A 21,547-nucleotide genomic window follows, 5' to 3' on the forward strand; every position below is an offset into this window, starting at 1 on the left:
TCGACATCATCCTGACGTCAGAGGGTGGGCACCCTCTGACGTTATTCCTTAGGTGCTGTGGTGTTACGCACCGCCTTCCGTGGTCGTCGCCTGCGTCAGCATCAGGCTGACAACGCCGCTGTACTGACCGGTTTTCAGAATGCCTTTGGTGGTCTGGGAAATGGTCAGCGGCAGTACCGCAGAACCGTTTTCAATGCTCCCCGGGAACAGTTCGGTACCGGTGTATTCAACATCTGCGGTAGAGAGGGTTTTATCGCCCAGCTTCACCGTCATAGGGATGGTTTCAGCACCGTCGGCATTCGCCAGCTTCGCGGCGCTCACCAGACGGACTTTCACATTGCTGGTGGCGGAGTTAGACCACACCTTGGTATTCAGACGGTAGCTTTCCAGACCGCGGCCAGGCAGGTACTGCATATCGATGCTTGCCGGCAGCGGCGTGTTATCGGCCTGGGTCATATCCAGCTGTGAATCAACGCTGGCGTTGACGGTAATATCTTTTTGAATCGCCAGCGCGCTAACGGACGTGGTCATCGCGGCAACAATCATCAGAGGTTTAAAGTACTTACGCATTGATATCTCCATATTTACAAATGAGCACCCTGGCTCTTTAAACAAACCCTGTGGGGTTTTTACGGTGGCGTCGTGTTATTGCACGACGGGTAAATCAGCTTCTTCAGCGCTTTTATTCAGCCAGTTGAAGTAGCGGAATTTATATTTCTGGCCTTGTACCTTCGTGAGCGTTTTTAATTTCCGTTCGGTGTCCGGATAAATCGTCGCGTCTTCTTTAATCCATCTACACGATGAATCCGCATCACAAACACCGATCTCCCTGAGCGGCACGCGCAACGTGCCGTTGTTTTTTAACGTTCCCCTGAGAGGGTCAATCGTCAGTGAAACCACGCTTTTTTCCGGTGCGAGATGGATCAGGGCGCCCCAGATCACATTGACGCCCAGTCTTGCCGTCGCCGCAGGGCTTTCTGCCTTGCCCGGAATAATGCTGTCAGGCTGCTTTACGCCTTCAAAATAGACGCGCCAGGTCGTCTCTTTTTCCGGTGGTGCAAGCGATACCAGGCGAACCACGCGCATTGCGCCTGCCGCAAGGGCGAATTTTTCCGGTGTGACAACCACGCCACCTTCTTTCCACGAGGCCACATCAATCTCTTTTTCCTGGGGCGTGCCGGGATTAAGAATTTTCTTTTGCCTCACCCGAATGAACTGAATATCATCCGTTTTTGACGCCACCTTAATTTGCGCCGCACCGGACTTATCCACGTTAAGTTCCATGGGATAGACGCTCATATTGGCCAGTGCCATTTCTGAGAAAAATGGCAATGACAGCGCGGCGATATAAAAGGCAGTTGTCTTATTCACACTATTTTTCTGTTTCACTTTCGGTCCGCCTGCGTTGAGTTCATTCCCGGCGCATTCACAACGGGACACCCTCTGCTAACGTATTGCTTCAGGGCAGGGAAACTTTAACCAGAACAGCGGTTTGTGAAAATTTGTATTAATTAACTCGTTATATACAGTTTTTTATCCTGCTTTCCTGGCTTTAAGGTTGTATAGTTAAGCGAAAATACCGCGACCCGGGATGGGGAGAAAACTCCTTCTGATGAAAAAACAATCAGTTCAGGAGGCGGTTTTCTTGTCGTTGTATCAGGGATTAAAAAGCATGCGGTAACAGCCGAGAATAAAAGATGTTTTTTATATGCAATAATTCGTTGTTATTCGATCCTGAAGCACATGCAATAAGTATTGTTGGGCAACCCGAGTCTGTATTAACGCTTTCGGCTCCGGCCGTTCGTCTTTTACAGGAGTTTATTCGTCATAAAGGGCGCGACCTGAGCCGGGAAGAGTTGATCACTCGCGTGTGGGAGGAGTTCGGCTTTACGCCGTCGGGAAATAACCTCAATAAGGCGGTAAGTGAATTACGCAAAAGCTTCCACGCCCTGGGCGACAGCCACGACTATATCGTGACCGTGCCCCGGTTTGGATTCCGCTTTGACGCCGACGTTATTTTTAAGCCCGCAGAGAGCGTTACGCCCGAAGTATCTCAGCCGTCCGTTGAGCAGCCGTCAGGATATAAGCGTTTATCCAAAAAGTGGTGGCTGGTTTTAGCGGTATTAACGACGTCAGTCGTGGGGTTTAGCCTGTTTTTTAGCCGACAGCTTGAGATAACCGTACCCGCAACACTCAAACCCGTTAAGGAAAAAATAGCTGGCTGTCGGCTCTGGGTGATCAACGATCATGGCCGACCGCTGGTGTTATCAAAATTGGCCGAGCTGCTGAAGAAAAATAACGTCGCGTGCGAGCGCGAGGAGTACAACATTTATTATTTCAGCGCCCGCTTTTCGCTTGCCGCCGCCGATGAGGTTTTCATCGGCGCCTGCCCGGTGAGTGAAGCCAGCCTGTGTAAAACTATTCGCTATAAAAGCGGGGCGGAAGAATGAAAAACAGACTTCTGTTCGGACTGGGTGGCGCAGTCGTTGGCGGGGCGTTTGCGCTCTTTATCTACACCGGCGGAGCCTATAAGCGCGATGCGCTGGCCTGCAGCACCGAGTTTAATTTTACGCGCAATCAAGGAAAGGCAAATGAAGTGAAGGTCAATGCCGTTGCCCAGTTCTATTTTCATCGTAACGGCACCGGCTTGACCACCTACAAAGGCGCTGCAAAGGCTGAAGGTAAGAGCCTGATCGTTGACAGGGACGTGGATTTTACGTGGGAGCGACGGGACGATGATAAGGTAATTGTCCTGAGCTACACCAAGACCTGGCGTCGACACAATGACAACACCCCTGATGCCCAGTGGGGAAGCTTTGCCAGCCCGACCGCACGCTACTATCTCACGATCTCTGAACTCTCGCCTTCCGTATGGCTGATTCAGGACCGGCGTTACCCCACCTATATTTGCCGGGGTGATTAAGGCATAAAAAAAGGAGAATGCCGGGGGCATTCTCCTTTTTGTTTCAGCAGGTCAGCTTAATCGCGGCTGGCGAAGCCCAGGATGCTCAGCAGGCTGACGAAGATGTTGTACAGCGACACATACAGGCTCACGGTGGCGCGGATATAGTTCGTCTCACCGCCGCGAATGATGTTGCTGGTTTCAAACAGGATCGCGCCGGAAGAGATCAGAATAAATACGGCGCTGATCGCCAGGTGCAGGGCAGGCAGCTGCAGGAAGATGTTGGCCACCATACCCACCAGCACCACCACAACACCCGCCATCAGCATGCCGCCGAGGAAGGACATGTCCTTACGCGTGGTCAGCACGTAGGCCGAGCAGCAGAAGAACACCAGCGCGGTGCCGCCCAGCGCCATACCAATCACATCGCCCATTCCGGCGGACAGATACGCGTTCAGGATTGGCCCCAGGATGTAGCCCAGGAAGCCGGTGAAGGCAAACGCGGACAGAATACCGACCGGTTTGTCAGCGGTTTTGTAGGTCAGGAACATCAAACCATACATACCCACCAGGGTCAGGATCAGCCCCGGAGACGGCAGCATCAGCACGGTGCTGGCGGTGGCGGTGATCGCCGAAAACGCCAGCGTCAGGCTGAGCATGAAATAGGTATTGCGCAGCACCTTGTGGGTGCTGAGTAGCGATGTGCGGTCGCGTGAGGAAGTAATTATACGATCCATGAGTCACTCTCTTATGACAGATGTAATTAACGGAAAGAATAGGAAACGGCGCGTCACTCTCAAAGTGGTTTTACCCATCTTTACTCAGCAGGTTAGCGCGGGACCTGGTTGTTTCTTCTGCATAAATACGTTTCACCAGTATGAACAGCGGTTTGACGCGATTAATCAGATCAACCTCTTATAGGTTACTGAAAATTATTGCGTTATTACCATAAGGCCGCTAAGAGTTATTTCCGGATCGTCACAAAAACAGACAATAAGGCGAAGGACATGAAACCACAAACACGCACGCGCTTTACGCTCTCTTTACTTACCGCCGGGATCCTGTGCGCCAGCACGGCGACCTGGGCGGCTAACGTGCCGGCAGGAACCGCGCTGGCCGATAAACAGGAACTGGTCAGGAATAATGGCAGTGAACCGGCTTCGCTCGACCCGCATAAAGTCGAAAGCGACATCGAATTCAATATTATCAGTGATTTATTCGAAGGTCTGGTGAGCGTTTCCCCGTCGGGTGACGTCCAGCCCCGGCTGGCGGAAAAATGGGAGAACAAGGACAACACCGTCTGGACGTTCCATCTGCGTCCGGGCATCACCTGGAGCGACGGCACGGCGATTACCGCAGAGGATGTGGTCTGGAGCTGGCAGCGCCTGATTGACCCGAAAACGGCGTCACCATACGCGAGCTATCCGGGCAACATGCATATCGCCAACGCGGCCGATATCGCTCAGGGGAAAAAATCCCCCGACACGCTGGGCGTGAAAGCCATTAACGACACCACGCTGGAAGTGACGCTCACCCAGCCAAACGCGGCGTTCCTCGCCATGCTGGCGCACCCGTCGCTGGTGCCGGTGGATAAAGTGCTGATTGGCCGTTTCGGCGAAAAGTGGACCAAGCCTGAGCACTTCGTCAGCAGCGGGGCGTATAAGCTGTCGCAGTGGGTGGTCAACGAACGCATCGTGGCGGAGCGCAACCCGCGCTACTGGGATAACGCGCATACCGTGATTAACAAGGTCACCTACCTGCCCATCACGTCCGAGGCCGCGGATGTGAACCGCTATAAAGCGGGCGAAATCGATATTGTCTACACGGTGCCGATTAACCAGTTTGCTCAGTTGAAAAACACGCTGGGCAGCCTGCTGGATGTTTCCCCGCAGCTGGCGACCTATTACTACGAATTCAATACCACCCGACCGCCGTTCAACGACGCCCGCGTGCGCAAGGCGCTGAACATGGCGCTCGATAAAGACATCATTGCCGGAAAAGTATTAGGGCAGGGGCAGCGCCCGGCGTGGCTCATCAGCCAGCCGGACATCGGCGGCGTCAAGCTCCAGAACCCGGATTACGCCAGCTGGCCGCTGGACAAGCGCATCGCCGAGGCGAAAAAACTGCTGAACGAGGCCGGATATAACGAAAGCCATCCTCTGAGCTTCAACCTGCTCTATAACACTTCTGAATCGCACCAGCGCATCGCGATTGCCGCCAGCTCCATGTGGAAGAAAAACCTCGGCGTGGACGCGAAGCTGCAAAATCAGGAGTGGAAAACCATGCTGGATACCATGCACACCCACAACTTTGACGCGGTGCGTTACGCCTGGATTGCCGACTACGACGACGCGGCGACGTTCCTGAACAACTTCCGCACCGGCGACAGCGAAAACACCAGCCAGTACAGCAATCCGGAATACGACCAGGCGCTGGTGAATGCCGCAAAAGCCAAAACAACGGAAGAGCGAGGTAAGTTCTACCAGCAGGCGGAAGATCTGCTGGGACGCGATGTGCCGGCCATTCCGGTGTATCACTACGTCCGTACTCACCTGGTTAAACCGTGGGTGGGCGGATTTACGCCGGATAAGCTGGGGTACTATTACACGAAAGACATGTACATCAAAAAACACTAGGCCTGTGCTGATAAAATCGTCGATGTGTTGTCAGTTCAACCGATTAAACACGTTTTGACTATTTTTAAAGCGAACGATTGCTGGCACTCTTTACAGCACGCGGTGAGGTGTTTATAGTTCGCCTCACTCAGGAAGTGTGGCCGAGCGGTTGAAGGCACCGGTCTTGAAAACCGGCGACCCGAAAGGGTTCCAGAGTTCGAATCTCTGCGCTTCCGCCAGATATAAACCCCAGGTTACTCGTTGACCTGGGGTTTTTCTTTTGGATTAGCCGATCCGCCTCACATTTTTAAGACCCGGTTATTTCCCTGTAAAACCCCGGCGTTATCATTCACCCCGTAAATACCTTTTCATCGCTTACCGAGGCTTTGATGCTGGAGAATGTTTTCATCAGATAATCAGCTTCCCGCCCTTTTCAGGACGGACTGGTTATCGCTGCGCTTAAACCTTACGCACGCACCTGCGGGTGTGGGCTCGTTTTTACGCATGATGATTACACAGGTTTTCCAGTATGAATTTATCCCGTCAGGAACAACGTACCTTACACGTTCTCGCCAAAGGTGGGCGTATCGTGCACGTCCGCGACAGTTCCGGCCGCGTTACGTCCGTAGAATGCTATACCCGTGAAGGGCTGATACTGAGCGACTGCACGCTGAACGTCTTCAAAAAACTCCGCACCAAAAAGCTCATCCGCTCCGTGAACGGGCAGCCTTACCGCATCAACACCACCGGGCTGAACAACGTTCGCGCCCAGCTGGATAATCGCTAAGCAGAATAAACAACGCCACCCTCGGGTGGCGTGTATGCATTGAATGGAATATCGTAGCGGAATGTAGGCCGGGTAAGCGCAGCGCCACCCGGCAAGAAACGCGGCGTTATGAGCGAATAAAAGCCAGAATGTCCGCGTTGATAGTATCCGCATGGGTGGTATGCATCCCGTGCGGGAAGCCCGGATAAATTTTCAGCACGCTGTTCGCCAGCAGCTTGTCCTGGAGAAGGGCGGCATTCTTATACGGCACAACCTGATCGTCATCGCCCTGCAGCACCAGAACGGGAACCGTGATGGTTTTCAAATCTTCCGTCTGGTCGGTCTCTGAAAACGCCTTAATCCCCTCATAGTGGGCTTTGGCGCTTCCGATCATACCCTGTCGCCACCAGTTCTGGATCGTACCTTGCGAAACCTCGGCGCCATCGCGATTAAAACCGTAGAAAGGACCGCTGGCAACGTCGAGATAAAACTGGGCGCGGTTAGCCGCCAGCGCTTTGCGGAAGCCGTCGAAAACCTCGATCGGCGTTCCGCCGGGATTCGTCTCCGTTTTGACCATCAGAGGCGGGACGGCGCTGACGAGCACCGCTTTGGCGACGCGCCCCTGCGGCTGGCCGTACTTCGCAACATAGCGGGCGACCTGGCCGCCGCCGGTGGAGTGACCGACGTGCACGGCATTGCGCAGATCCAGGCTTTCAACCACGGCTGACGCATCGGCCGCATAATGATCCATATCGTGGCCTTCACTCACCTGGTCCGATCGTCCATGTCCGCGGCGATCGATAGCGATAACGCGATAGCCTTCTGCCAGGAAGAAGAGCATCTGGTTATCCCAGTCATCGGCACTCAACGGCCAGCCGTGGTGGAAGACAATAGGCTGAGCCTCTTTCGGACCCCAGTCTTTGTAGTAAATGTTGACGCCGTCTTTCGTGGTTACGAATGCCATACCGCAGACTCCTCTGTTAAGAACAACACGACCCCTAAAGTGTAGGAGAAATCCCAAAAGCGGTTGGTTTAATTCCGGTGAAGGATATTCATTTTGCGTCTGGGCCCTGGCGCGATGCGCCAGGGCCTTCAGGGCAGGATTAACAGCAGGGGCGTTTAGCGGTTTTCTTCAATATAGCGGGCCAGGTCCGCCGGGGTTTTCAGCACCGTCGCCACGTCTGTCGGCGGGATCATGCAGCCGTAAACGTCCTGCACTTCCAGAACCATATCGACCGCCAGGATGGAGTCGAGAATGTCGGATTCAATCAGCTCATCGTGAAAGCCCACCTTACGGGATAACACTTTTTCGAACAGGGCGAGAATTTCTTGTTCCATAATTTTTCCTGGAGTCATTAATTTGTGCGGGCGTAAGCGTCCAGCAGCTTGCGGTCAATTTTGCCGTTAGGATTCAGCGGCAAAGCGTCTTTTACGATAATTTGTGACGGCACCATATAGTGGGGGACTACCTTCGAGAGCGAGGTTTTGATGGTATCCGGCGCCAGTTCCGTCACGCAGAACGCGGCAATGCGCAGCACGCTGCCGCAGGGTTTCATCAGTGGCATCACCACCGCTTCGTTAATCCCGGACATCGCCAGCAGGCGGTTTTCAATTTCGTTGATTTCAATACGGTAGCCATTCAGTTTGACCTGGCTGTCGTTGCGTCCCTGGCAGTAGATAAGCCCCGCTTCATAGCCCAGATCGCCGGTCCGGTAGCCGCGAAATGCTTCATTTTCCCGACGGAGTAATTTTTCTGCGTTCTCCTGCGGCAGGCCGAGGTAGCCGCGCATGACGTTTTTACCCCAGATAATCAGCTCGCCCTCGGCGGAAATTTCCATTCTGCTCTCAGGCATCATGACCCCCACCGGCAGCACGGCGCTGTCGCTGTTCATGATCGCATCCGTGATCTCGACCACGGTGGTCGCGATGGTCGCTTCCGTTGGGCCATAGGAGTTAATAATTTTGGCCTGCGGGAAACGGCGGCGAAGCTGTTTAACCAGCGCTTTATTCAACACTTCACCAATGAAGATAAAGACGTTGAGTTCAGGTAAATACTCGCTGTTGAACTGCGGGGAAAGCAGCTGCTGGTAAGCAAAAGAGGGGGTGGAAACCCAGGCGGAGACGGCGTTGCTTTTCAGTCGCTCCAGCCAGTTCGCTTTCTGAATATCGTCTTTGGCGTTCAGCACGATGTGTCCACCCATCGCCAGATTTGCCAGTAAAGGGATCAGGGAGAGGTCAAAACTGAACACCGCGTGGTTCATCAGGACCGGTTTTTCCGGCAGCGAAAAGTCATTGCTGACCCATTTCATGAAGTGCCACACGCTTTCACGCCCAATCTGCACCCCTTTAGGCTTGCCGGTGCTGCCGGAGGTAAACATGATGTAGGCCAGATCCTGCTCCTCCAGCACCTTGCCCGGTTCACCCGTGGCGATGAACTGCCGGGTCGCGACGTCGTAATAGTGAGGGGCGCTGGCCAGGTGGCAGATCTCCCGGAGGCGCTCCTGCGGGTATATGCAGTCCACCGGAATGTACGGAATGTTGTGCCGCAGGCAGCTATAAATCGCCACGGCGAACTCGGCCTGCTGGTGTCCGTACAAGACGACCGGCGTACCGGCAACAGGCTGGCTACGCTGATAGCGCTGCGCCCAGTCCGTCACGGCAGCGGAAAGCTGCAGCCAGCTTAAGGCTTCGTCGCTGCCGCTGATGGCCAGCTGCTGCGGGGAGGCGGGATCGCATAATGCCGCACGCAAGAAATCCTGCAGTTCCTGAAGATCGGAGAGATTTTTCATAGAGGTGACATTCCACTAAAGATGTAAAGGGCGCCCGCGGCGCTTCCCAGCGTCAGAATGCGCCCTAAAAACGCAACAGCCGGATACTGCAACCCGCGATGTAACGCCGGGCTGCGTTTGGCTGACCACAGCAGCATGTTGTGCGCGACAGAAATGGCGCCAAACAGCGCGCCGCTGATGACGTAATGGCGTTCCAGGCCATTCCATGCCCCCATGCAAAACAGGGTGCAGAAAATACCGATATTTTGCGCCAGCGTTTTGTTCTGACGGAAAAAGTTAAACTTCATCAGGTTCATATAAACGGGCATAAAGACCACATCGCGCAGCCATTCAGACAGGCTAATGTGGAAGCGGCGCCAGAAATCCTGCGGGTTCTTTGCCAGAAGCGGCATATTGAAGTTTGCCGGGATGTTGAGCCCAAACAGGCGGCCCGCACCGATGGCCATATTGCTGTAGCCCGCAAAATCAAAGTAGAGGTAGGCGCTATAGGCAATCGACATCACCACGCCCACGGTCAGCGTAAACGGCTTATGGCTCCAGGGCTGTACGACCAGCGAATCAACCAGCATGGCAAACAGGAACTTCTGGATAATGCCGGTAATGATTTGCTCCAGCGCCACTAAAAACTGTTCGCGGTTAAGGGCAAAGACGGGCTTGCTGACGTCGTTCATCCATGTCCGCCAGCGGTACATTGGGCCTGCCAGAATAATAAAGGGCATAAACAGATAGCAGAAATAGTGCAGGAAATTCTGCCCTTCTTTTTTACTGCGATAGAGCAGCACGTCCACCGCGCGGAATGTCATAAAAGAGAGGCCGATCATGCCGAGATGATGATTAAGGTGCAATTTCACCAAAAATAAAGGAAGCAGCGTTAACACAATCGCCTGCCAGGTTTTTAACCATCCTTTTTCTTTTAACGCGGCGACTAGATAAAAACTGATAAAAACGACCGCGGGAACACGGTAATCACCCTGAAAAATATAGCCCCAGCCTAATGCGGCCATGACGGATAATGCCGATAAATACGTCAGGCGATGGCGTAATAGGCGATTGACCAGCGCAAACGCCAGGGCGGATGAAAACAAACAGACAAAAAACATTCCTGAGCTATACATCATTCGGCCTCAGAACTTTTGATATTCAAAATGCAGCTGCATACTCATACTGTCATCGACAGAGGTCCACGCGACGATGGTGATCGCCAGCAGGAGATAAAGGAAAAAAAGACGGATCGCGATTTTCATTATTTAAAGCTCTGTGCAATAAAGCGAATCATAGGAACCCAGGCCAGCTCGGAAGGGTGCAAACGATCCCAGTTCCAGCCATTCTGATAAGGCATGGCGTACATATCTAAATACGGGATCTGGTTCTTTTCCAGAATGGTTTTAATTTGCTTATCCACCGGGCGGAAGGTATCGGTGTTGTAAAGCGCCCAGTGGTTAACCGGGTCGACGATAGCAATCACCTGCACGTGGTGTTCTTTAAGCAGCTGGACGGTTTTACTGAAGGCGGCGATTTGCGCAGGCACGACCGGCGTGTCATCCCACTGCTGCCGCGTACCGTCCTCCTCGTAAATCGTTTTGTCCATCCACAGGGTGGCCGCGCTCTGCTGGCGTTTTTTATTTAACTCGCGGGCATTCGCCAGCTCTTTATCCCAGTCAGGGGCAATGTGGGTGGTCGGCTGTGGCGGCCACGGCTGTTCCGTCCGGGGCGTGACGTGAAGCAGCGCCAGCCAGTCGTTTTTTATCAGGGTGCAGACGTTGGCAAACTGGAAGCTCAGCTCCTCCCAGATCAGATCGGGATGCCAGCCAAAGACGTGCATTTGGCCAAAGGTTAAATGGCTTATTTCTTTACTATCAATATGCTTTAAATAATTAACCAGCAGCGGGCGCGCCTGCGGATCCTTCATCAGTGGATTAAAAATAGAGCCGGGGAAATTATCGGCATAAATAGCCGGTGGCAGCCCTTTTGAGTAAAAGCTGTCAGGCGCCAGCAGCAAAACAACTTTACTGTTTGCGTTAAGGCTATTTTTAAAACGTGAGAACAGTAAAAACTGCGTTTCGTCATCGACAAACGCATCGCCATACGCCACGACGGGTTTGTGCAATTGCTTATTAAAGTAATTATAGACAGCGTAATGTTCATCTTCTGACGTCGCAACTTCAGACGCACCAATGAAGAAAATTGCATTCCCTTCTAAGGCATGAGAAATAGTGGCAATTTTTTCCGCCTGTTCTTTAGGCGTGCCCGCCATTGATCTAATCAGCGGCTGGAAGGTAAGCGGCGGATCGAAGCTCGCCACCAGCGGGTGAAGACAAAGAAACAAAATGGCCAGAAACGCCATCAGAAAATGTAAGCAAAGCGTATTTTTGATTTTCATCATCAACCAGTAACACTGCATGGCAGTAATGTCTTAAATCTGCGGAAATTCAGATTAATAACAATTACACAACAAATGGCCGTCTATTTTTGTGGCATTCTATACCAGAGCGATTTAAAAAGATGAGCGTTGCTGTGTTACGGTATGTACAAGGTCGCGGAGAGTGAGGGGGATGTCAGCGTTTGGGTGACTTTTTGCGCAGTCAAACGCCCGTGCGGAAAAATCGAAAAATTCCTGCTTTACAAGGCGCTAATAGATGTTTATAGTGCGCCTCACTTTGGAAGCGTGGCCGAGCGGTTGAAGGCACCGGTCTTGAAAACCGGCGACCCGAAAGGGTTCTAGAGTTCGAATCTCTACGCTTCCGCCAAATTCGAAAACCCTGCGATAGCAATATCGCAGGGTTTTTTCGTTTTACAGCCCAATCACCAGCTCCCCGGAATAGCTTCGCGAACAGCACAGCGCCACCTGCTGGTCCATCGCGCCTTTTTCCGCCTCCGACTGCACGCTATCCCGATGATCCACCACGCCATCAATCACCGGCGTCAGGCAGGCGCCGCAGATCCCCATCTCACAGGAAAGCGGGACCGCCACGCCATTTTCCTGCAGCACCTGGGCGATGGTTTTATCCGCAGGCACCGGCCAGCGCTCCCCGGTGGAGGCCAGTTTGACCGTGAAGATCTCCCCGGCTTCACCGCCTGCGGCGGGCGCAACGGGCTGAAACGCCTCGCTGTGAAGATGGGCGTCATCCCATCCCTTTGCCGCCGCCACCTCACGCACTTTTTCCATAAAACCTGCCGGACCACAGACCCAGGCGTGAAGGCCCGATTCGGCCACCGGGAGATGTGCCGCCAGCGCTGTGCGCGGGCTGGCGGTATGAATGAGGCACTCACCGAGCCGGGAGAGTTCGCGCCCAAACGCCGCGCTTTCACGGTTTCTGACGTAATAATGCAGCGTGAACGGCGTTCCGGTCGCCTTCAGCTGCAGGGCCATCGCATACAGCGGCGTAATGCCAATCCCCGCCGCCAGCAGCAAAACCCGCTCTGCCTGCTGCAGCGGAAACAGGTTGCGCGGAGCCGATATCATCAGCTTCTGCCCGGGACGCAGCGTCTCGTGAACGTAACGCGACCCGCCGCGCGAGGCGGTTTCACGCCCCACGCAAATAAGATAGCTCTCGTCCCCACATGCTCCGGTCAGGGAATACGGGCGCACCACGCCGCAGGGCAGGTGGACATCAACGTGCGCCCCGGGCTGCCACGGCGGCAGCGCGTCGCCGTTATCAGCCACCAGCCTGACGGCGAGGCTTTTGTCGCCCTCGCGCCACAGCCCGTCAACAATCACGCTCAGCATATTGGCCTCCGTCATACCAGGAAAAACTCGCCAAAGCCCATTTTCTTCAGCCCCCGACGGTAGGCAATCGAGCTTTTATCGGCGGGGATATGCGCTTCCAGCGTCAGGTCCAGCGGCAGGCTTTCCGGGCGCTGGGTTTCCACCATCAGACGGTCCTCTTCAAAAATCCGCAGGTTGAAGGCATGTACATCCTCCACCGGAATATGCAGGTCAAAATTGCGGGCAATAGGGGCGAACATGTGGGTCACGCGCGATGACACCGGCGACGCGGCGTTCATGATCACCAGCCGCGATTCACCCGGAAAGTGAATCGTCAGGGTGGCGGTGAACGGCAGGTGCATTTCAAAATGGCGCAGCCACTGGAACCCTTCCGGAGCCTGCACGGGGGAACTGGCGGGATAGTTGCTCACGGCGCTCCAGTAATCCGCCACGAAGCCGAACGGCGTCTCCTGTGGCTGATAGGCAGGCACAAGCTGATTATTGGGGTCGGCAAAGGTTTCGGTGTGGATCCACGCAAAGTGCGCCACGTCCAGAAAACCCTCTACCTGACGTCCGGCGAAGCCGTTCACCTCAAACGCCGGGCAGTTAATCTGCTGAAATCCGTCGTCATCCCAGTGCGGCATGGTGGGCAGCGGCGCGGGTTTTTCCGGATCATAGGCCAGGCAGGCCCAGATCAGCCCGAACCGCTCTTCAACCGCGTAGTTAATCAGGTTCAGCTTCGCCGGAACGGGCTGATCGGGGCTGGAGGGAATACGGTTGCAGCGCCCGTCCTCCCCAAAGCGTAAGCCATGATAGGGGCAGATAATCCCGTGCTCGTCGTGAAAGCCGAGCGTCAGCGGCACGCCGCGGTGCGGGCACACGTCACGGGCGACCACGACCTGGTCGTTAATGCGGTAAATCACCAGCTGCTCATCCAGCAGCGTCGCTTTGACCGGCGCCGGACCGACGTCGCAGGCGCGCGCGACCGGATGCCAGCATTTCGCCAGACGCAGCCAGTCCTCTGGCTCAAACGTACAGTGGGCGGGTGGGGTCGGTTCTCTTTTCATCGTTGTCCCTCATGCGTTCAGCCTAACGGGCCGCCCTGAATGGTCTCGCACAGACCGTTGATGATGCGCTCTCCGGTCTCCTCTTTGAGCTCCTGATACCAGGCCTGCGTCAACGCCATATCTTTGCCGTGGGTGACGTCGCAGCGCTTGCGCGCCTTCAGCACCAGGTCGCGTACGCGGTCGCAGCGCAGCGCCTCGTACTGCCGCAGCGCCAGCGTGATGTTGTGGTTTTCACGCAGGCATTCCCCCAGCACCACGGCATCTTCCATCGCCGCGCAGCCGCCCTGGCCGATATCCGGCGTGGTGCTGTGCCCGGCATCGCCCAGCAGCGCGACGTTGCCGCGCACCAGGCTGTCGAACGGCTCAATGTCGTGGATTTCAATCCGATTGGTCGTTTCAGGATCCAGCGCCGCGATAAGCTTCTGCACCGGCGGCGCCCAGCCGCGGAAGTAGCCCGTGAGATCGGCGCGCAGGGTGGTGCGATCCTCCGCCAGGCCTGCGGGCAGCGGCACGTCAAAAAAGAAATAGAAGCGTCCGCCGGAGACGGGCATCAGCGACACGCGTTTGCCTTCGCCAACGAAGGTGGTCCACTGGTGCGCCGGGGCGATCTCTTCGTCAATCTTCACCAGCCCGTTCCAGTTCACATAGCCCGCGTAGCGGCGCTCCGGGGTGTATCCCAGCACGTACGGGCGAACCGCCGAGTGGCTGCCGTCGGCGGCAATCAGGAAATCCCCGGCGGCGGTGGTGCCATCGGTGAAGGTCACGCTCACGCCCGCGTCGTCTTCATGGACGCCTTCGACGCGCTTGCCGAACTGCACCTTGTCGCGACCCCAGAAGTCCAGCATTTCGCGCTGAAGCTCAGCGCGCGAGACGGGGCAGGGGCGCCCGCCGGTACGCTCAACCAGTGGGGCAAGGCTAAAGCGGGTCAGGGTATCGCCGCGCCGGTAATCCTTGTAGGCCATAAAACGCATCGGCCCGCCCCAGGTCTCGATGATGTCGCCCATGCCGAGGTGCTGCATGCATTTCACGCCGTTAGGCCAGATGGAGATGGCCGCCCCGACGGGCCTGATCTCCTTTACGGCTTCAAACACGGTACAGTCGATGCCCGCTTTCTTCAGCGCGACGGCGGCGCTCAGGCCGCCAATACCCGCGCCAATAACGATTGCTTTCATGCTTCTCTCCTTTTGCAGGGTGTAAAGACAGTCAGCAATTTGCGTACCAGGCTGCAGCATGGCGAAAACGGCGTTGTAAGGGAGACGTTTGCACTGCTAAGGTGCGTAAACGCGGTGAGCGTGCCTTTTTATGAATCAAAAATTTCCTGGTCGACCTTGTGGAATCGACTGTTTCACGCCTGTGCTCAGGGTGGCGTGGTTTGTGCAATAGCCTGGAGAAGGACAATAAAGGAGACACTATGATCGCACTGCACGACTTCAATCATCTTCCCCATGAACAGGCGTTAGCGCTGATTCACCCCTGCGTGGCGCTTCCCCGCTGGGCCGATGCGCTGGTTCACGGGCGGCCTTACGCCAGCCGGGACGAATTGTTCAGTACGGCGAAATCGCTGATGCAAAACTGGGACGAAGCGGCGCTGGCGCAAGCCCTGAGCGCCCATCCGCGCATCGGGGAAAAACCAGCGGGTTCAGCGGCGGAGGCGGCGCTGTCGCGCCAGGAGCAGGGGGCGGTGAATGACCGCGATGATGCTCTTGCCCGGGCGCTGCGTGAAGGCAACGCCCGCTACGAAGCCCGCTTTGGACGCGTCTTTCTGATCCGCGCGAAGGGCCGCAGCGGCGAGGAGATATTGCAGGCCCTGCACGCGCGGCTGGAGAACAGCGACGCGCAGGAAATCCATGCTGCGCTGGAACAGCTGCGGGAAATTACGCTGCTGCGCCTGGAAGGAGTCATCCACGAATGAGCACACTCAGCACCCATATTCTCGATATTTCGACGGGCAAGCCCGCGGAAGGCGTGACGGTTCATCTGCAACAGGACGGGAAGACGCTCGCCACGGGCGTGACCAACGCCCAGGGGCGCATCGCCGCGTTCGTTCCCTCTCTGCCCGCGGGCCGCTATCGGCTGGTGGCGGAGATCGGGGCGTGGTTTAGCGATACCGGCCGGAAGACGATCTATCCCTGCGCGCACATTGAGTTTGTCACGGGAGAAACGGCAGACGAACACTTCCATCTGCCGTTTGTGATTGCCCCCGGCGGATGGTCAACCTATCGGGGCAGCTGACCATACCCGCTCGCCGTTGACCCAGGTCTCGCTGATGTTGCGCTCGTCGCCCAGGGTCATCAGCACGAAAAGCTGCTCGTAGATATCCTGACAGCGCCGATTGCGCAGGCGCTGCAGCGGCGTGACGTTGGGGTCGATAACCACAAAATCCGCCTCTTTGCCTGCCGCGAAGTTACCAATCTTGTCGTCCAGCCGGAGGGCGTGCGCGCCGCCCAGCGTGGCGTGATAAAACGCCTCGCTGGCGCGCAGGCGATAGCTCTGAAGCTGCCCGACCTTGTAGGCCTCTCCCAGGGTGCGCAGCATGCTGAAGGTGGTGCCCGCGCCGACGTCGGTGCCGATGCCCATCCTCACCCTGTGCTGCCAGCAGGCGGGCAGGCGAAACAGCCCGCTGCCGAGAAACAGGTTCGAAGTGGGACAAAACGCCACCGCCGAGCCGGTGTCATGCAGGCACTGCCACTCGCTGTGGTGCAAATGGATCGCGTGGGCAAACACGCTGCGCTCGCCGGTCAGGCCGTAGTGGTGATACACGTCCAGATAGCGCTCATGCTCCGGCCAGAGATCGCTCACCCAGGCCACTTCGTTGGGGTTTTCGCTCAGGTGGGTCTGCAGCCAGGTGTCCGGGAACTCCTCTCTGAGCAGGCTGACCGCCGCAAGCAGCTCGGGTGATGAGGTCGGGGCAAAGCGCGGCGTTATCGCATAACCCAGCCGCCCACGGTGATGCCAGCGCTGAATCAGCGCCCGCGTCTGCCGGTAGCTCTGCTTCGCGTCTTCGCTCAGGTAGTCCGGCGCGTGTCGGTCCATCATCACCTTTCCGGCGATAAGGCGCATATTGAGGCGCAGGGCTTCGGTAAACAGCGCTTCGACCGATTCCGGATGCAGCGTGCAAAACACCAGCGCGGTGGTGGTGCCGTTGCTCACAAGCTGCTGAATGAAAAATTCGGCGATCTCTTTCGCGTAGGCCTCATCGGCAAACTGGCTCTCCACCGGGAAGGTGTAGGTGGTCAGCCACTCCAGCAGCTGTTCGCCAAAGGCGCCGATCATCTCCGTTTGCGGGTAATGGACGTGGGTGTCGACAAAGCCGGGCAGCAGCAGCCTGCCGCGCAGGTCGGTGTAGCCCTTGTGGGGGTCAAGATACTGCTCGCCCTCCTGCCACGGCATCTGCGCCAGAATTTTTCCGTTCCGGATAAACAGCAGGCCGTCCTCAAGGTAGCGCGCGTGCCGGGCAATGGCGTCTGCGCTGTCGCAGACCCGGGCAATATCAAAAAATGCACCGCGTATCGCAGTCTGGTATTCCATCATGGTTCCTGCCTTAGTGTGTGCGTAGCGGGGTGGGAAAGCTCAGCAAGAACGGTGCCAGAATGAACGGGCCGCAGATACGCTGCGGCCAGAGGGAAGGGATTACTCTTTTTGCGTCGCCACGCGGGAGCCAAACGACGTCGCGCCAGCCGTCTCGCGCTCTTCCCGCGCCAGCCAGCGGTAGGTGACGCCGCCGAGGAAGACGCCGATAAACCAGCTGAAGTTTGCCACCTCATGCAGGGCCGGGATAAAGCTGATGACCAGGCCCACGGCAACGGACGGGATCAGCGCGCCAATGGCTTTCGGGTTAAAGCCGTTGCGGTACCAGTATTTGCCCTTTGGCGTGTCGTCGAACAGATCGTCAACCGACACCTTGCCGCGCTTAATCAGGTAGAAATCGGCAATCAGAATGCCGAACAGCGGGCCGATAAACGCCCCGAGCACGTCCAGGGTGTAGTGGATAAGCTCCGGCGAGTTGAACAGGTTCCACGGGGTGAGCAGGATCGAACCGACGGCGGCGATCATGCCCCCGGTGCGGAAGCTGATTTTCTGCGGCGAGCAGTTAGAGAAATCAAACGCCGGGGAGACGAAGTTCGCGACGATGTTGATCCCGATGGTGGCGGTGATCATCGTCAGCAGGCCTATCGCCACGGCCAGATCGTTACCCACGCGGCTGACGGTTTCGATCGGGTCGGTGATCATGCGGCCAAACAGCGACTGGGTGCCGGAGACAATGACCACGGTGACGATGGAGAACAGCAGGAAGTTAAACGGCAGCCCCCAGCGGTTGCCGCGGCGGATCTCGCCCATGCTTTTGCCGTAGCGGGAGAAATCGCCAAAGTTGAGCAGCGGGCCGGAGAAGTAGGAGACCACCAGCGCGGTCGCGGTGATCATCTGCCAGGTCTGCTCGCCCACGCTCAGGGATTTGCTGGCGAGGGTAAAGGAGATCCCGTCAAAACCGGTCTTGTATACAATCCAGCCGGCGAGGGCCAGCATTACCACATAGACCGCCGGACCGGCGATATCAATAAAGCGCTTGATGGCGCTCATGCCGTGCCAGAAGACCATCGCCTGCAGGACCCACATAATGGCAAAGCAGATCCAGCCCAGATGCGACAGGCCCAGGAATGCGCCGGTAGTGAGTGAAGAGAGCGATGGCCAGAACTTCAGCGCCACCAGCATCAGGGCGTTGGCGGCGAGATAGGTCTGAATCCCGTACCACGCGAAGGCAATCAGCCCGCGGATCACCGCCGGGATATTGGCCCCGAACACGCCGAACGCCTGACGGCTGATCACCGCATAGGGCACGCCCGCCATCTGGCTCGGTTTGGCCACCAGGTTGGCGCACAGCTGCACGATGCAAATCCCCACCAGCAGGCAGAGCAGCACCTGCCAGCTTGCCAGCCCGAGCGTAAAGAAGCTCGCGGCGACCACATACCCCCCCATGCTGTGAACGTCTGACATCCAGAACGAAAAGATGTTGTACCAGCTCCAGTTCTGGTCACGCGTCGGTGCCAGATCCTCATTGCAAAGACGTGGGCTGTAAACCGCACCGGAATCAGCGGCCGTACCCTGCTGCGCGTTTTGACTGTTTGGCATGAAACCTGCTCCTGTGAATGAAAACCCGTTGAGTGGGAGTGCAAACGGTGTTGCAGGATCCAGGCCAAAATAATAAATCTTGTATGCAATATTTTATTTTTATGTATACGATTCGATAACGGAAAGTAAATTCGGAGTGGTGAATGAACAACATAAACGCCCTGCAGACCGCGTCAGACCTGCATGACAAAGACGAAACCATCTTCCAGGCATTGATGACCGCGATTGTCGAACACCAGCTGCTGCCGGGGAGCAAATTGCCGGAAGAGGCGCTGGCAGAGGTCTTTAGCGTGAGCCGCACGGGCATCCGCAAGGTGCTTCAACGACTCGCCGCTGTGCAAATGGTCACCCTGACGCCCAAGCGTGGTGCACACGTCGCCAGCCCGACGGTGGAAGAGGCGCGGCACATCTTCCGCACCCGCGCGCTGCTGGAGGTCGCTAACCTGCCGGACGTGCTGGCGCACTGTCAGCCGCCGCACCTTGCCGCGCTGGAGGCCATCATTCGCCAGGAGCAGCAGGCGCACGAGGCCTATGACGGCCCGGCGGCGATTCGCCACTCCGCCAATTTCCACATTCAGCTGCAGGCTATCTCCGGCAACCAGGTGCTCACGGAGTTGGTGACCGGCCTGAGCCAGCGTTCTTCGCTGGTGATTGCCACCTGGGGCGCGCCGTGGCGTCAGGGCTGCCGCTGCAACGATCACGAACAGCTTGTGGATCTGCTGCGCCAGAAGGCGCTTGAGCCACTAAGCGATGCCCTCATGCACCATTTTGAACATATCGTCGCCAGCCTCTGCTTCGAGCGGGCGGGCGAGTGCCTGCCTGATTTTGCCCGGCTGTTTGCCGGCCACAAGGAGTCGTAATGTCTGTCTGTATACAAGTGATCAACCCCAACACCAGCCTCGCCATGACGGAAACCATCGGCGCGGCGGCCCGCGCGGTGGCGGCGCCGGGGACGGAGATCCTCGCGGTCTGCCCGAGCGCGGGCGTGCCGTCCATAGAAGGCCACTTCGATGAGGCCATCGCCGCCGTCGGTGTCCTGGAACAGATCAAAAAAGGCAGGGAGCAGGGCGTGGATGGTCACGTCATCGCCTGCTTTGGCGATCCGGGCCTGCTGGCGGCGCGCGAGCTGGCGCAGGGGCCGGTAGTCGGCATTGCGGAAGCCGCCATGCATATGGCGACGCTGGTGGCGACGCGCTTTTCGGTAGTTACCACGCTGCCGCGCACGCTGATCATTGCCCGTCATCTGCTGCACCAGTATGGCTTTCAGGACCATTGCGCGGCGCTGCACGCTATCGATCTCCCGGTGCTGGCGCTGGAAGACGGCAGCGGACTGGCGCAGGAGAAAGTACGCGCGCGCTGTACACAGGCGCTGCAAGAGGATGGCTGCGGTGCCATCGTGCTGGGCTGCGGCGGCATGGCGACCCTGGCGCAGGAGCTGACCCGCGAACTGCGCGTGCCGGTGATCGACGGCGTCAGCGCGGCGGTGAAGATGGTGGAATCGCTGGTGGCGCTGGGGCTGTCGACCAGCAAGCACGGCGATCTGGCGTTCCCGGAGAACAAAGCGTTAAGCGGACAATTTCAGGCATTGAATCCATTTTAATTTTTGGGGGTGGCAATGGGGCTTTTCGAACAGGATTATCCGCGGGATCTGCGCGGCTACGCGGGCAACCCGCCGCACGCGCGGTGGCCGAATCAGGCACGCATCGCCGTGCAGTTTGTGCTCAACTATGAGGAAGGGGCGGAAAACCACGTTCTGCACGGCGATGCCGGATCCGAGCAGTTCCTGTCGGACATCATCGGCGCGGCCAGCTACCCGGACAAACACATGTCGATGGACTCCCTCTACGAATACGGCAGCCGCGCCGGGTTCTGGCGGATCCACAATGAATTTCAGAAACGCGGCCTGCCGCTGACGGTCTTTGGCGTGGCGATGGCGCTGGCGCGTCACCCGGAGATTGTGGAGGCGATCAAAGCGGCGGATTACGACGTGGTCAGCCACGGCTGGCGCTGGATCCACTATCAGAATATGGACATCAGCCAGGAGCGCGAACACCTGCACAAGGCGGTGCACGTTCTGACCGACCTGTTCGGCAAGCCGCCAACCGGCTGGTACACCGGGCGCGACAGCCCCAACACGCGCCAGCTGGTGGTGGAGCACGGTGGTTTTGACTACGACAGCGACTACTACGGCGACGATTTGCCCTTCTGGACGGAAGTGGCCTGCAGCGACGGCTCCCGCAAGCCGCACCTGATCGTGCCGTATACGCTGGATGCGAACGACATGCGCTTTGCGACCGCGCAGGGATTTAACACCGCCGAGCAGTTTTATACGTATCTGAAGGACAGTTTTGACGTGCTGTACGAAGAGGGGGAAAGCGCGCCGAAGATGATGTCCATCGGCATGCACTGCCGCCTGCTCGGGCGTCCGGGCCGTTTTCGGGCGCTGCAGCGGTTCCTGGATTATGTGCAGCAGCACGAGCGGGTGTGGGTCTGTACCCGCCAGCAGATCGCCGACCACTGGCGGGAGGTACATCCGTTTCAGAAGTAAGTGTGCGATGTTTTGCCGGGTGGCGGC

21 protein-coding genes, 2 tRNA genes and 1 pseudogene are annotated in these 21,547 nt (G+C 57.0%); 11 read left to right on the top strand and 13 right to left on the bottom strand.

Annotated elements, in window-relative coordinates; translation table 11 throughout:
* Positions 1 to 63: 63 nt before the first annotated feature.
* Positions 64 to 570, bottom strand: a complete 507-nt coding sequence (locus L362_RS19220) for a CS1 type fimbrial major subunit (RefSeq protein ID WP_021240847.1) — start codon at positions 568 to 570, stop codon at positions 64 to 66.
* Positions 571 to 645: 75 nt separating this feature from the next.
* The gene (locus L362_RS19215) at positions 646 to 1,389 is read right to left on the bottom strand and encodes a hypothetical protein (RefSeq protein ID WP_023292856.1); all 744 of its coding nucleotides are present in this window, start codon (positions 1,387 to 1,389) and stop codon (positions 646 to 648) included.
* A 308-nt stretch (positions 1,390 to 1,697) separates the two neighbouring features.
* Here L362_RS19215 and L362_RS19210 point away from each other — a divergent pair, with 308 nt between their 5' ends.
* Positions 1,698 to 2,450, top strand: a complete 753-nt coding sequence (locus tag L362_RS19210) for a winged helix-turn-helix domain-containing protein (RefSeq protein ID WP_008499907.1) — start codon at positions 1,698 to 1,700, stop codon at positions 2,448 to 2,450.
* On the top strand, positions 2,447 to 2,923 hold the full coding sequence (locus L362_RS19205) for a hypothetical protein (RefSeq protein ID WP_008499906.1): 477 nt from the start codon (positions 2,447 to 2,449) through the stop codon (positions 2,921 to 2,923). Before L362_RS19210 ends, L362_RS19205 begins: the two co-directional genes overlap by 4 nt.
* Before the next feature lie 56 nt (positions 2,924 to 2,979).
* Here L362_RS19205 and yccA read toward each other — a convergent pair whose 3' ends face one another.
* A complete protein-coding gene (yccA, locus tag L362_RS19200; protein ID WP_021240844.1) occupies positions 2,980 to 3,639 on the bottom strand; it encodes an FtsH protease modulator YccA in 660 nt (219 codons plus the stop codon).
* 270 nt (positions 3,640 to 3,909) lie between these two features.
* Between yccA and L362_RS19195 the strand changes: the two genes are divergently transcribed.
* From L362_RS19195 to L362_RS19185, 3 genes are all read left to right on the top strand, one after another.
* Positions 3,910 to 5,538, top strand: coding sequence for an ABC transporter substrate-binding protein (locus L362_RS19195; protein ID WP_023343707.1), 1,629 nt, complete (start codon positions 3,910 to 3,912; stop codon positions 5,536 to 5,538).
* A gap of 130 nt (positions 5,539 to 5,668) precedes the next feature.
* Positions 5,669 to 5,756: transfer RNA gene (locus tag L362_RS19190), tRNA-Ser, on the top strand.
* A gap of 290 nt (positions 5,757 to 6,046) precedes the next feature.
* The gene (locus L362_RS19185) at positions 6,047 to 6,304 is read left to right on the top strand and encodes a YjhX family toxin (RefSeq protein ID WP_023343708.1); all 258 of its coding nucleotides are present in this window, start codon (positions 6,047 to 6,049) and stop codon (positions 6,302 to 6,304) included.
* 106 nt (positions 6,305 to 6,410) lie between these two features.
* Here L362_RS19185 and L362_RS19180 read toward each other — a convergent pair whose 3' ends face one another.
* From L362_RS19180 to L362_RS19160, 5 genes are all read right to left on the bottom strand, one after another.
* Complete coding sequence (locus tag L362_RS19180; protein ID WP_023343709.1) at positions 6,411 to 7,247, bottom strand: alpha/beta fold hydrolase; 837 nt, start codon at positions 7,245 to 7,247, stop codon at positions 6,411 to 6,413.
* Between the two features lie 155 nt (positions 7,248 to 7,402).
* On the bottom strand, positions 7,403 to 7,621 hold the full coding sequence (locus L362_RS19175; protein ID WP_008499867.1) for an acyl carrier protein: 219 nt from the start codon (positions 7,619 to 7,621) through the stop codon (positions 7,403 to 7,405).
* Between the two features lie 17 nt (positions 7,622 to 7,638).
* The gene (locus L362_RS19170; RefSeq protein WP_023343710.1) at positions 7,639 to 9,072 is read right to left on the bottom strand and encodes an AMP-binding protein; all 1,434 of its coding nucleotides are present in this window, start codon (positions 9,070 to 9,072) and stop codon (positions 7,639 to 7,641) included.
* On the bottom strand, positions 9,069 to 10,187 hold the full coding sequence (locus L362_RS19165; protein WP_023343711.1) for an MBOAT family O-acyltransferase: 1,119 nt from the start codon (positions 10,185 to 10,187) through the stop codon (positions 9,069 to 9,071). The genes L362_RS19170 and L362_RS19165 overlap by 4 nt, the downstream gene beginning before the upstream one ends.
* A 128-nt stretch (positions 10,188 to 10,315) precedes the next feature.
* Positions 10,316 to 11,452 (bottom strand): D-alanyl-lipoteichoic acid biosynthesis protein DltD, encoded by a 1,137-nt coding sequence (locus tag L362_RS19160; protein WP_032637971.1) that lies wholly within the window; start codon positions 11,450 to 11,452, stop codon positions 10,316 to 10,318.
* A 279-nt stretch (positions 11,453 to 11,731) separates the two neighbouring features.
* Between L362_RS19160 and L362_RS19155 the strand changes: the two genes are divergently transcribed.
* Positions 11,732 to 11,819, top strand: a tRNA-Ser gene (locus L362_RS19155).
* A 44-nt stretch (positions 11,820 to 11,863) separates the two neighbouring features.
* On the opposite strand, the gene L362_RS19150 is transcribed toward L362_RS19155, so the two are convergent.
* From L362_RS19150 to hpxO, 3 genes are read right to left on the bottom strand one after another with little or no spacing between them, the layout of a single operon-like run.
* The gene (locus L362_RS19150) at positions 11,864 to 12,799 is read right to left on the bottom strand and encodes a PDR/VanB family oxidoreductase (RefSeq protein ID WP_023343713.1); all 936 of its coding nucleotides are present in this window, start codon (positions 12,797 to 12,799) and stop codon (positions 11,864 to 11,866) included.
* An 11-nt stretch (positions 12,800 to 12,810) separates the two neighbouring features.
* Entirely contained in the window at positions 12,811 to 13,845 is a 1,035-nt protein-coding gene (gene hpxD / locus L362_RS19145) for a molybdenum cofactor-independent xanthine hydroxylase subunit HpxD (protein WP_023343714.1), read from the bottom strand.
* A gap of 17 nt (positions 13,846 to 13,862) precedes the next feature.
* Complete coding sequence (hpxO, locus tag L362_RS19140) at positions 13,863 to 15,017, bottom strand: FAD-dependent urate hydroxylase HpxO (RefSeq protein WP_021240834.1); 1,155 nt, start codon at positions 15,015 to 15,017, stop codon at positions 13,863 to 13,865.
* A 239-nt stretch (positions 15,018 to 15,256) separates the two neighbouring features.
* Between hpxO and uraD the strand changes: the two genes are divergently transcribed.
* Positions 15,257 to 15,757: a 2-oxo-4-hydroxy-4-carboxy-5-ureidoimidazoline decarboxylase gene (uraD, locus tag L362_RS19135; RefSeq protein WP_023343715.1), complete on the top strand. Its 501-nt coding sequence runs from the start codon at positions 15,257 to 15,259 to the stop codon at positions 15,755 to 15,757.
* Complete coding sequence (uraH, locus tag L362_RS19130) at positions 15,754 to 16,077, top strand: hydroxyisourate hydrolase (protein WP_008499857.1); 324 nt, start codon at positions 15,754 to 15,756, stop codon at positions 16,075 to 16,077. Before uraD ends, uraH begins: the two co-directional genes overlap by 4 nt.
* On the opposite strand, the gene guaD is transcribed toward uraH, so the two are convergent.
* On the bottom strand, positions 16,057 to 17,373 hold the full coding sequence (gene guaD / locus L362_RS19125; protein ID WP_023343716.1) for a guanine deaminase: 1,317 nt from the start codon (positions 17,371 to 17,373) through the stop codon (positions 16,057 to 16,059). The genes uraH and guaD overlap by 21 nt on opposite strands.
* Positions 17,374 to 17,475: 102 nt before the next feature.
* Complete coding sequence (locus L362_RS19120; RefSeq protein ID WP_023343717.1) at positions 17,476 to 18,972, bottom strand: NCS1 family nucleobase:cation symporter-1; 1,497 nt, start codon at positions 18,970 to 18,972, stop codon at positions 17,476 to 17,478.
* Positions 18,973 to 19,115: 143 nt separating this feature from the next.
* On the opposite strand from L362_RS19120, the gene L362_RS19115 reads away from it, so the two are divergent.
* The 3 genes and pseudogenes from L362_RS19115 (at position 19,116) to puuE (ending at position 21,520) form a co-directional block, all read left to right on the top strand.
* The gene (locus L362_RS19115; protein ID WP_023343718.1) at positions 19,116 to 19,832 is read left to right on the top strand and encodes a GntR family transcriptional regulator; all 717 of its coding nucleotides are present in this window, start codon (positions 19,116 to 19,118) and stop codon (positions 19,830 to 19,832) included.
* A pseudogene (gene hpxA / locus L362_RS19110) lies at positions 19,832 to 20,703 on the top strand (allantoin racemase). Before L362_RS19115 ends, hpxA begins: the two are co-directional and overlap by 1 nt.
* A complete protein-coding gene (puuE, locus tag L362_RS19105; protein WP_023343720.1) occupies positions 20,588 to 21,520 on the top strand; it encodes an allantoinase PuuE in 933 nt (310 codons plus the stop codon). The pseudogene hpxA and the gene puuE overlap by 116 nt, the downstream one beginning before the upstream one ends.
* Positions 21,521 to 21,547: the final 27 nt, after the last annotated feature.

This window comes from Enterobacter sp. MGH 16 (genome assembly GCF_000493175.1).
GTDB classification, from domain to species: Bacteria; Pseudomonadota; Gammaproteobacteria; order Enterobacterales; family Enterobacteriaceae; genus Enterobacter; species Enterobacter roggenkampii.

What these genes read in the sequence shown, in the direction of transcription:
- puuE (WP_023343720.1), top strand. Translation starts at nt 20,588, where the DNA reads ATGGGGCTTTTCGAACAGGATTATCCGCGGGATCTGCGCGGCTACGCG.
- L362_RS19165 (WP_023343711.1), bottom strand. Translation starts at nt 10,187, where the DNA reads ATGTATAGCTCAGGAATGTTTTTTGTCTGTTTGTTTTCATCCGCCCTG.
- L362_RS19205 (WP_008499906.1), top strand. Translation starts at nt 2,447, where the DNA reads ATGAAAAACAGACTTCTGTTCGGACTGGGTGGCGCAGTCGTTGGCGGG.
- L362_RS19220 (WP_021240847.1), bottom strand. Translation starts at nt 570, where the DNA reads ATGCGTAAGTACTTTAAACCTCTGATGATTGTTGCCGCGATGACCACG.
- L362_RS19120 (WP_023343717.1), bottom strand. Translation starts at nt 18,972, where the DNA reads ATGCCAAACAGTCAAAACGCGCAGCAGGGTACGGCCGCTGATTCCGGT.
- L362_RS19210 (WP_008499907.1), top strand. Translation starts at nt 1,698, where the DNA reads ATGTTTTTTATATGCAATAATTCGTTGTTATTCGATCCTGAAGCACAT.
- hpxO (WP_021240834.1), bottom strand. Translation starts at nt 15,017, where the DNA reads ATGAAAGCAATCGTTATTGGCGCGGGTATTGGCGGCCTGAGCGCCGCC.
- yccA (WP_021240844.1), bottom strand. Translation starts at nt 3,639, where the DNA reads ATGGATCGTATAATTACTTCCTCACGCGACCGCACATCGCTACTCAGC.
- uraH (WP_008499857.1), top strand. Translation starts at nt 15,754, where the DNA reads ATGAGCACACTCAGCACCCATATTCTCGATATTTCGACGGGCAAGCCC.
- uraD (WP_023343715.1), top strand. Translation starts at nt 15,257, where the DNA reads ATGATCGCACTGCACGACTTCAATCATCTTCCCCATGAACAGGCGTTA.
- L362_RS19115 (WP_023343718.1), top strand. Translation starts at nt 19,116, where the DNA reads ATGAACAACATAAACGCCCTGCAGACCGCGTCAGACCTGCATGACAAA.
- L362_RS19180 (WP_023343709.1), bottom strand. Translation starts at nt 7,247, where the DNA reads ATGGCATTCGTAACCACGAAAGACGGCGTCAACATTTACTACAAAGAC.
- L362_RS19150 (WP_023343713.1), bottom strand. Translation starts at nt 12,799, where the DNA reads ATGCTGAGCGTGATTGTTGACGGGCTGTGGCGCGAGGGCGACAAAAGC.
- L362_RS19175 (WP_008499867.1), bottom strand. Translation starts at nt 7,621, where the DNA reads ATGGAACAAGAAATTCTCGCCCTGTTCGAAAAAGTGTTATCCCGTAAG.
- L362_RS19160 (WP_032637971.1), bottom strand. Translation starts at nt 11,452, where the DNA reads ATGAAAATCAAAAATACGCTTTGCTTACATTTTCTGATGGCGTTTCTG.
- guaD (WP_023343716.1), bottom strand. Translation starts at nt 17,373, where the DNA reads ATGGAATACCAGACTGCGATACGCGGTGCATTTTTTGATATTGCCCGG.
- L362_RS19185 (WP_023343708.1), top strand. Translation starts at nt 6,047, where the DNA reads ATGAATTTATCCCGTCAGGAACAACGTACCTTACACGTTCTCGCCAAA.
- L362_RS19195 (WP_023343707.1), top strand. Translation starts at nt 3,910, where the DNA reads ATGAAACCACAAACACGCACGCGCTTTACGCTCTCTTTACTTACCGCC.
- L362_RS19170 (WP_023343710.1), bottom strand. Translation starts at nt 9,072, where the DNA reads ATGAAAAATCTCTCCGATCTTCAGGAACTGCAGGATTTCTTGCGTGCG.
- hpxD (WP_023343714.1), bottom strand. Translation starts at nt 13,845, where the DNA reads ATGAAAAGAGAACCGACCCCACCCGCCCACTGTACGTTTGAGCCAGAG.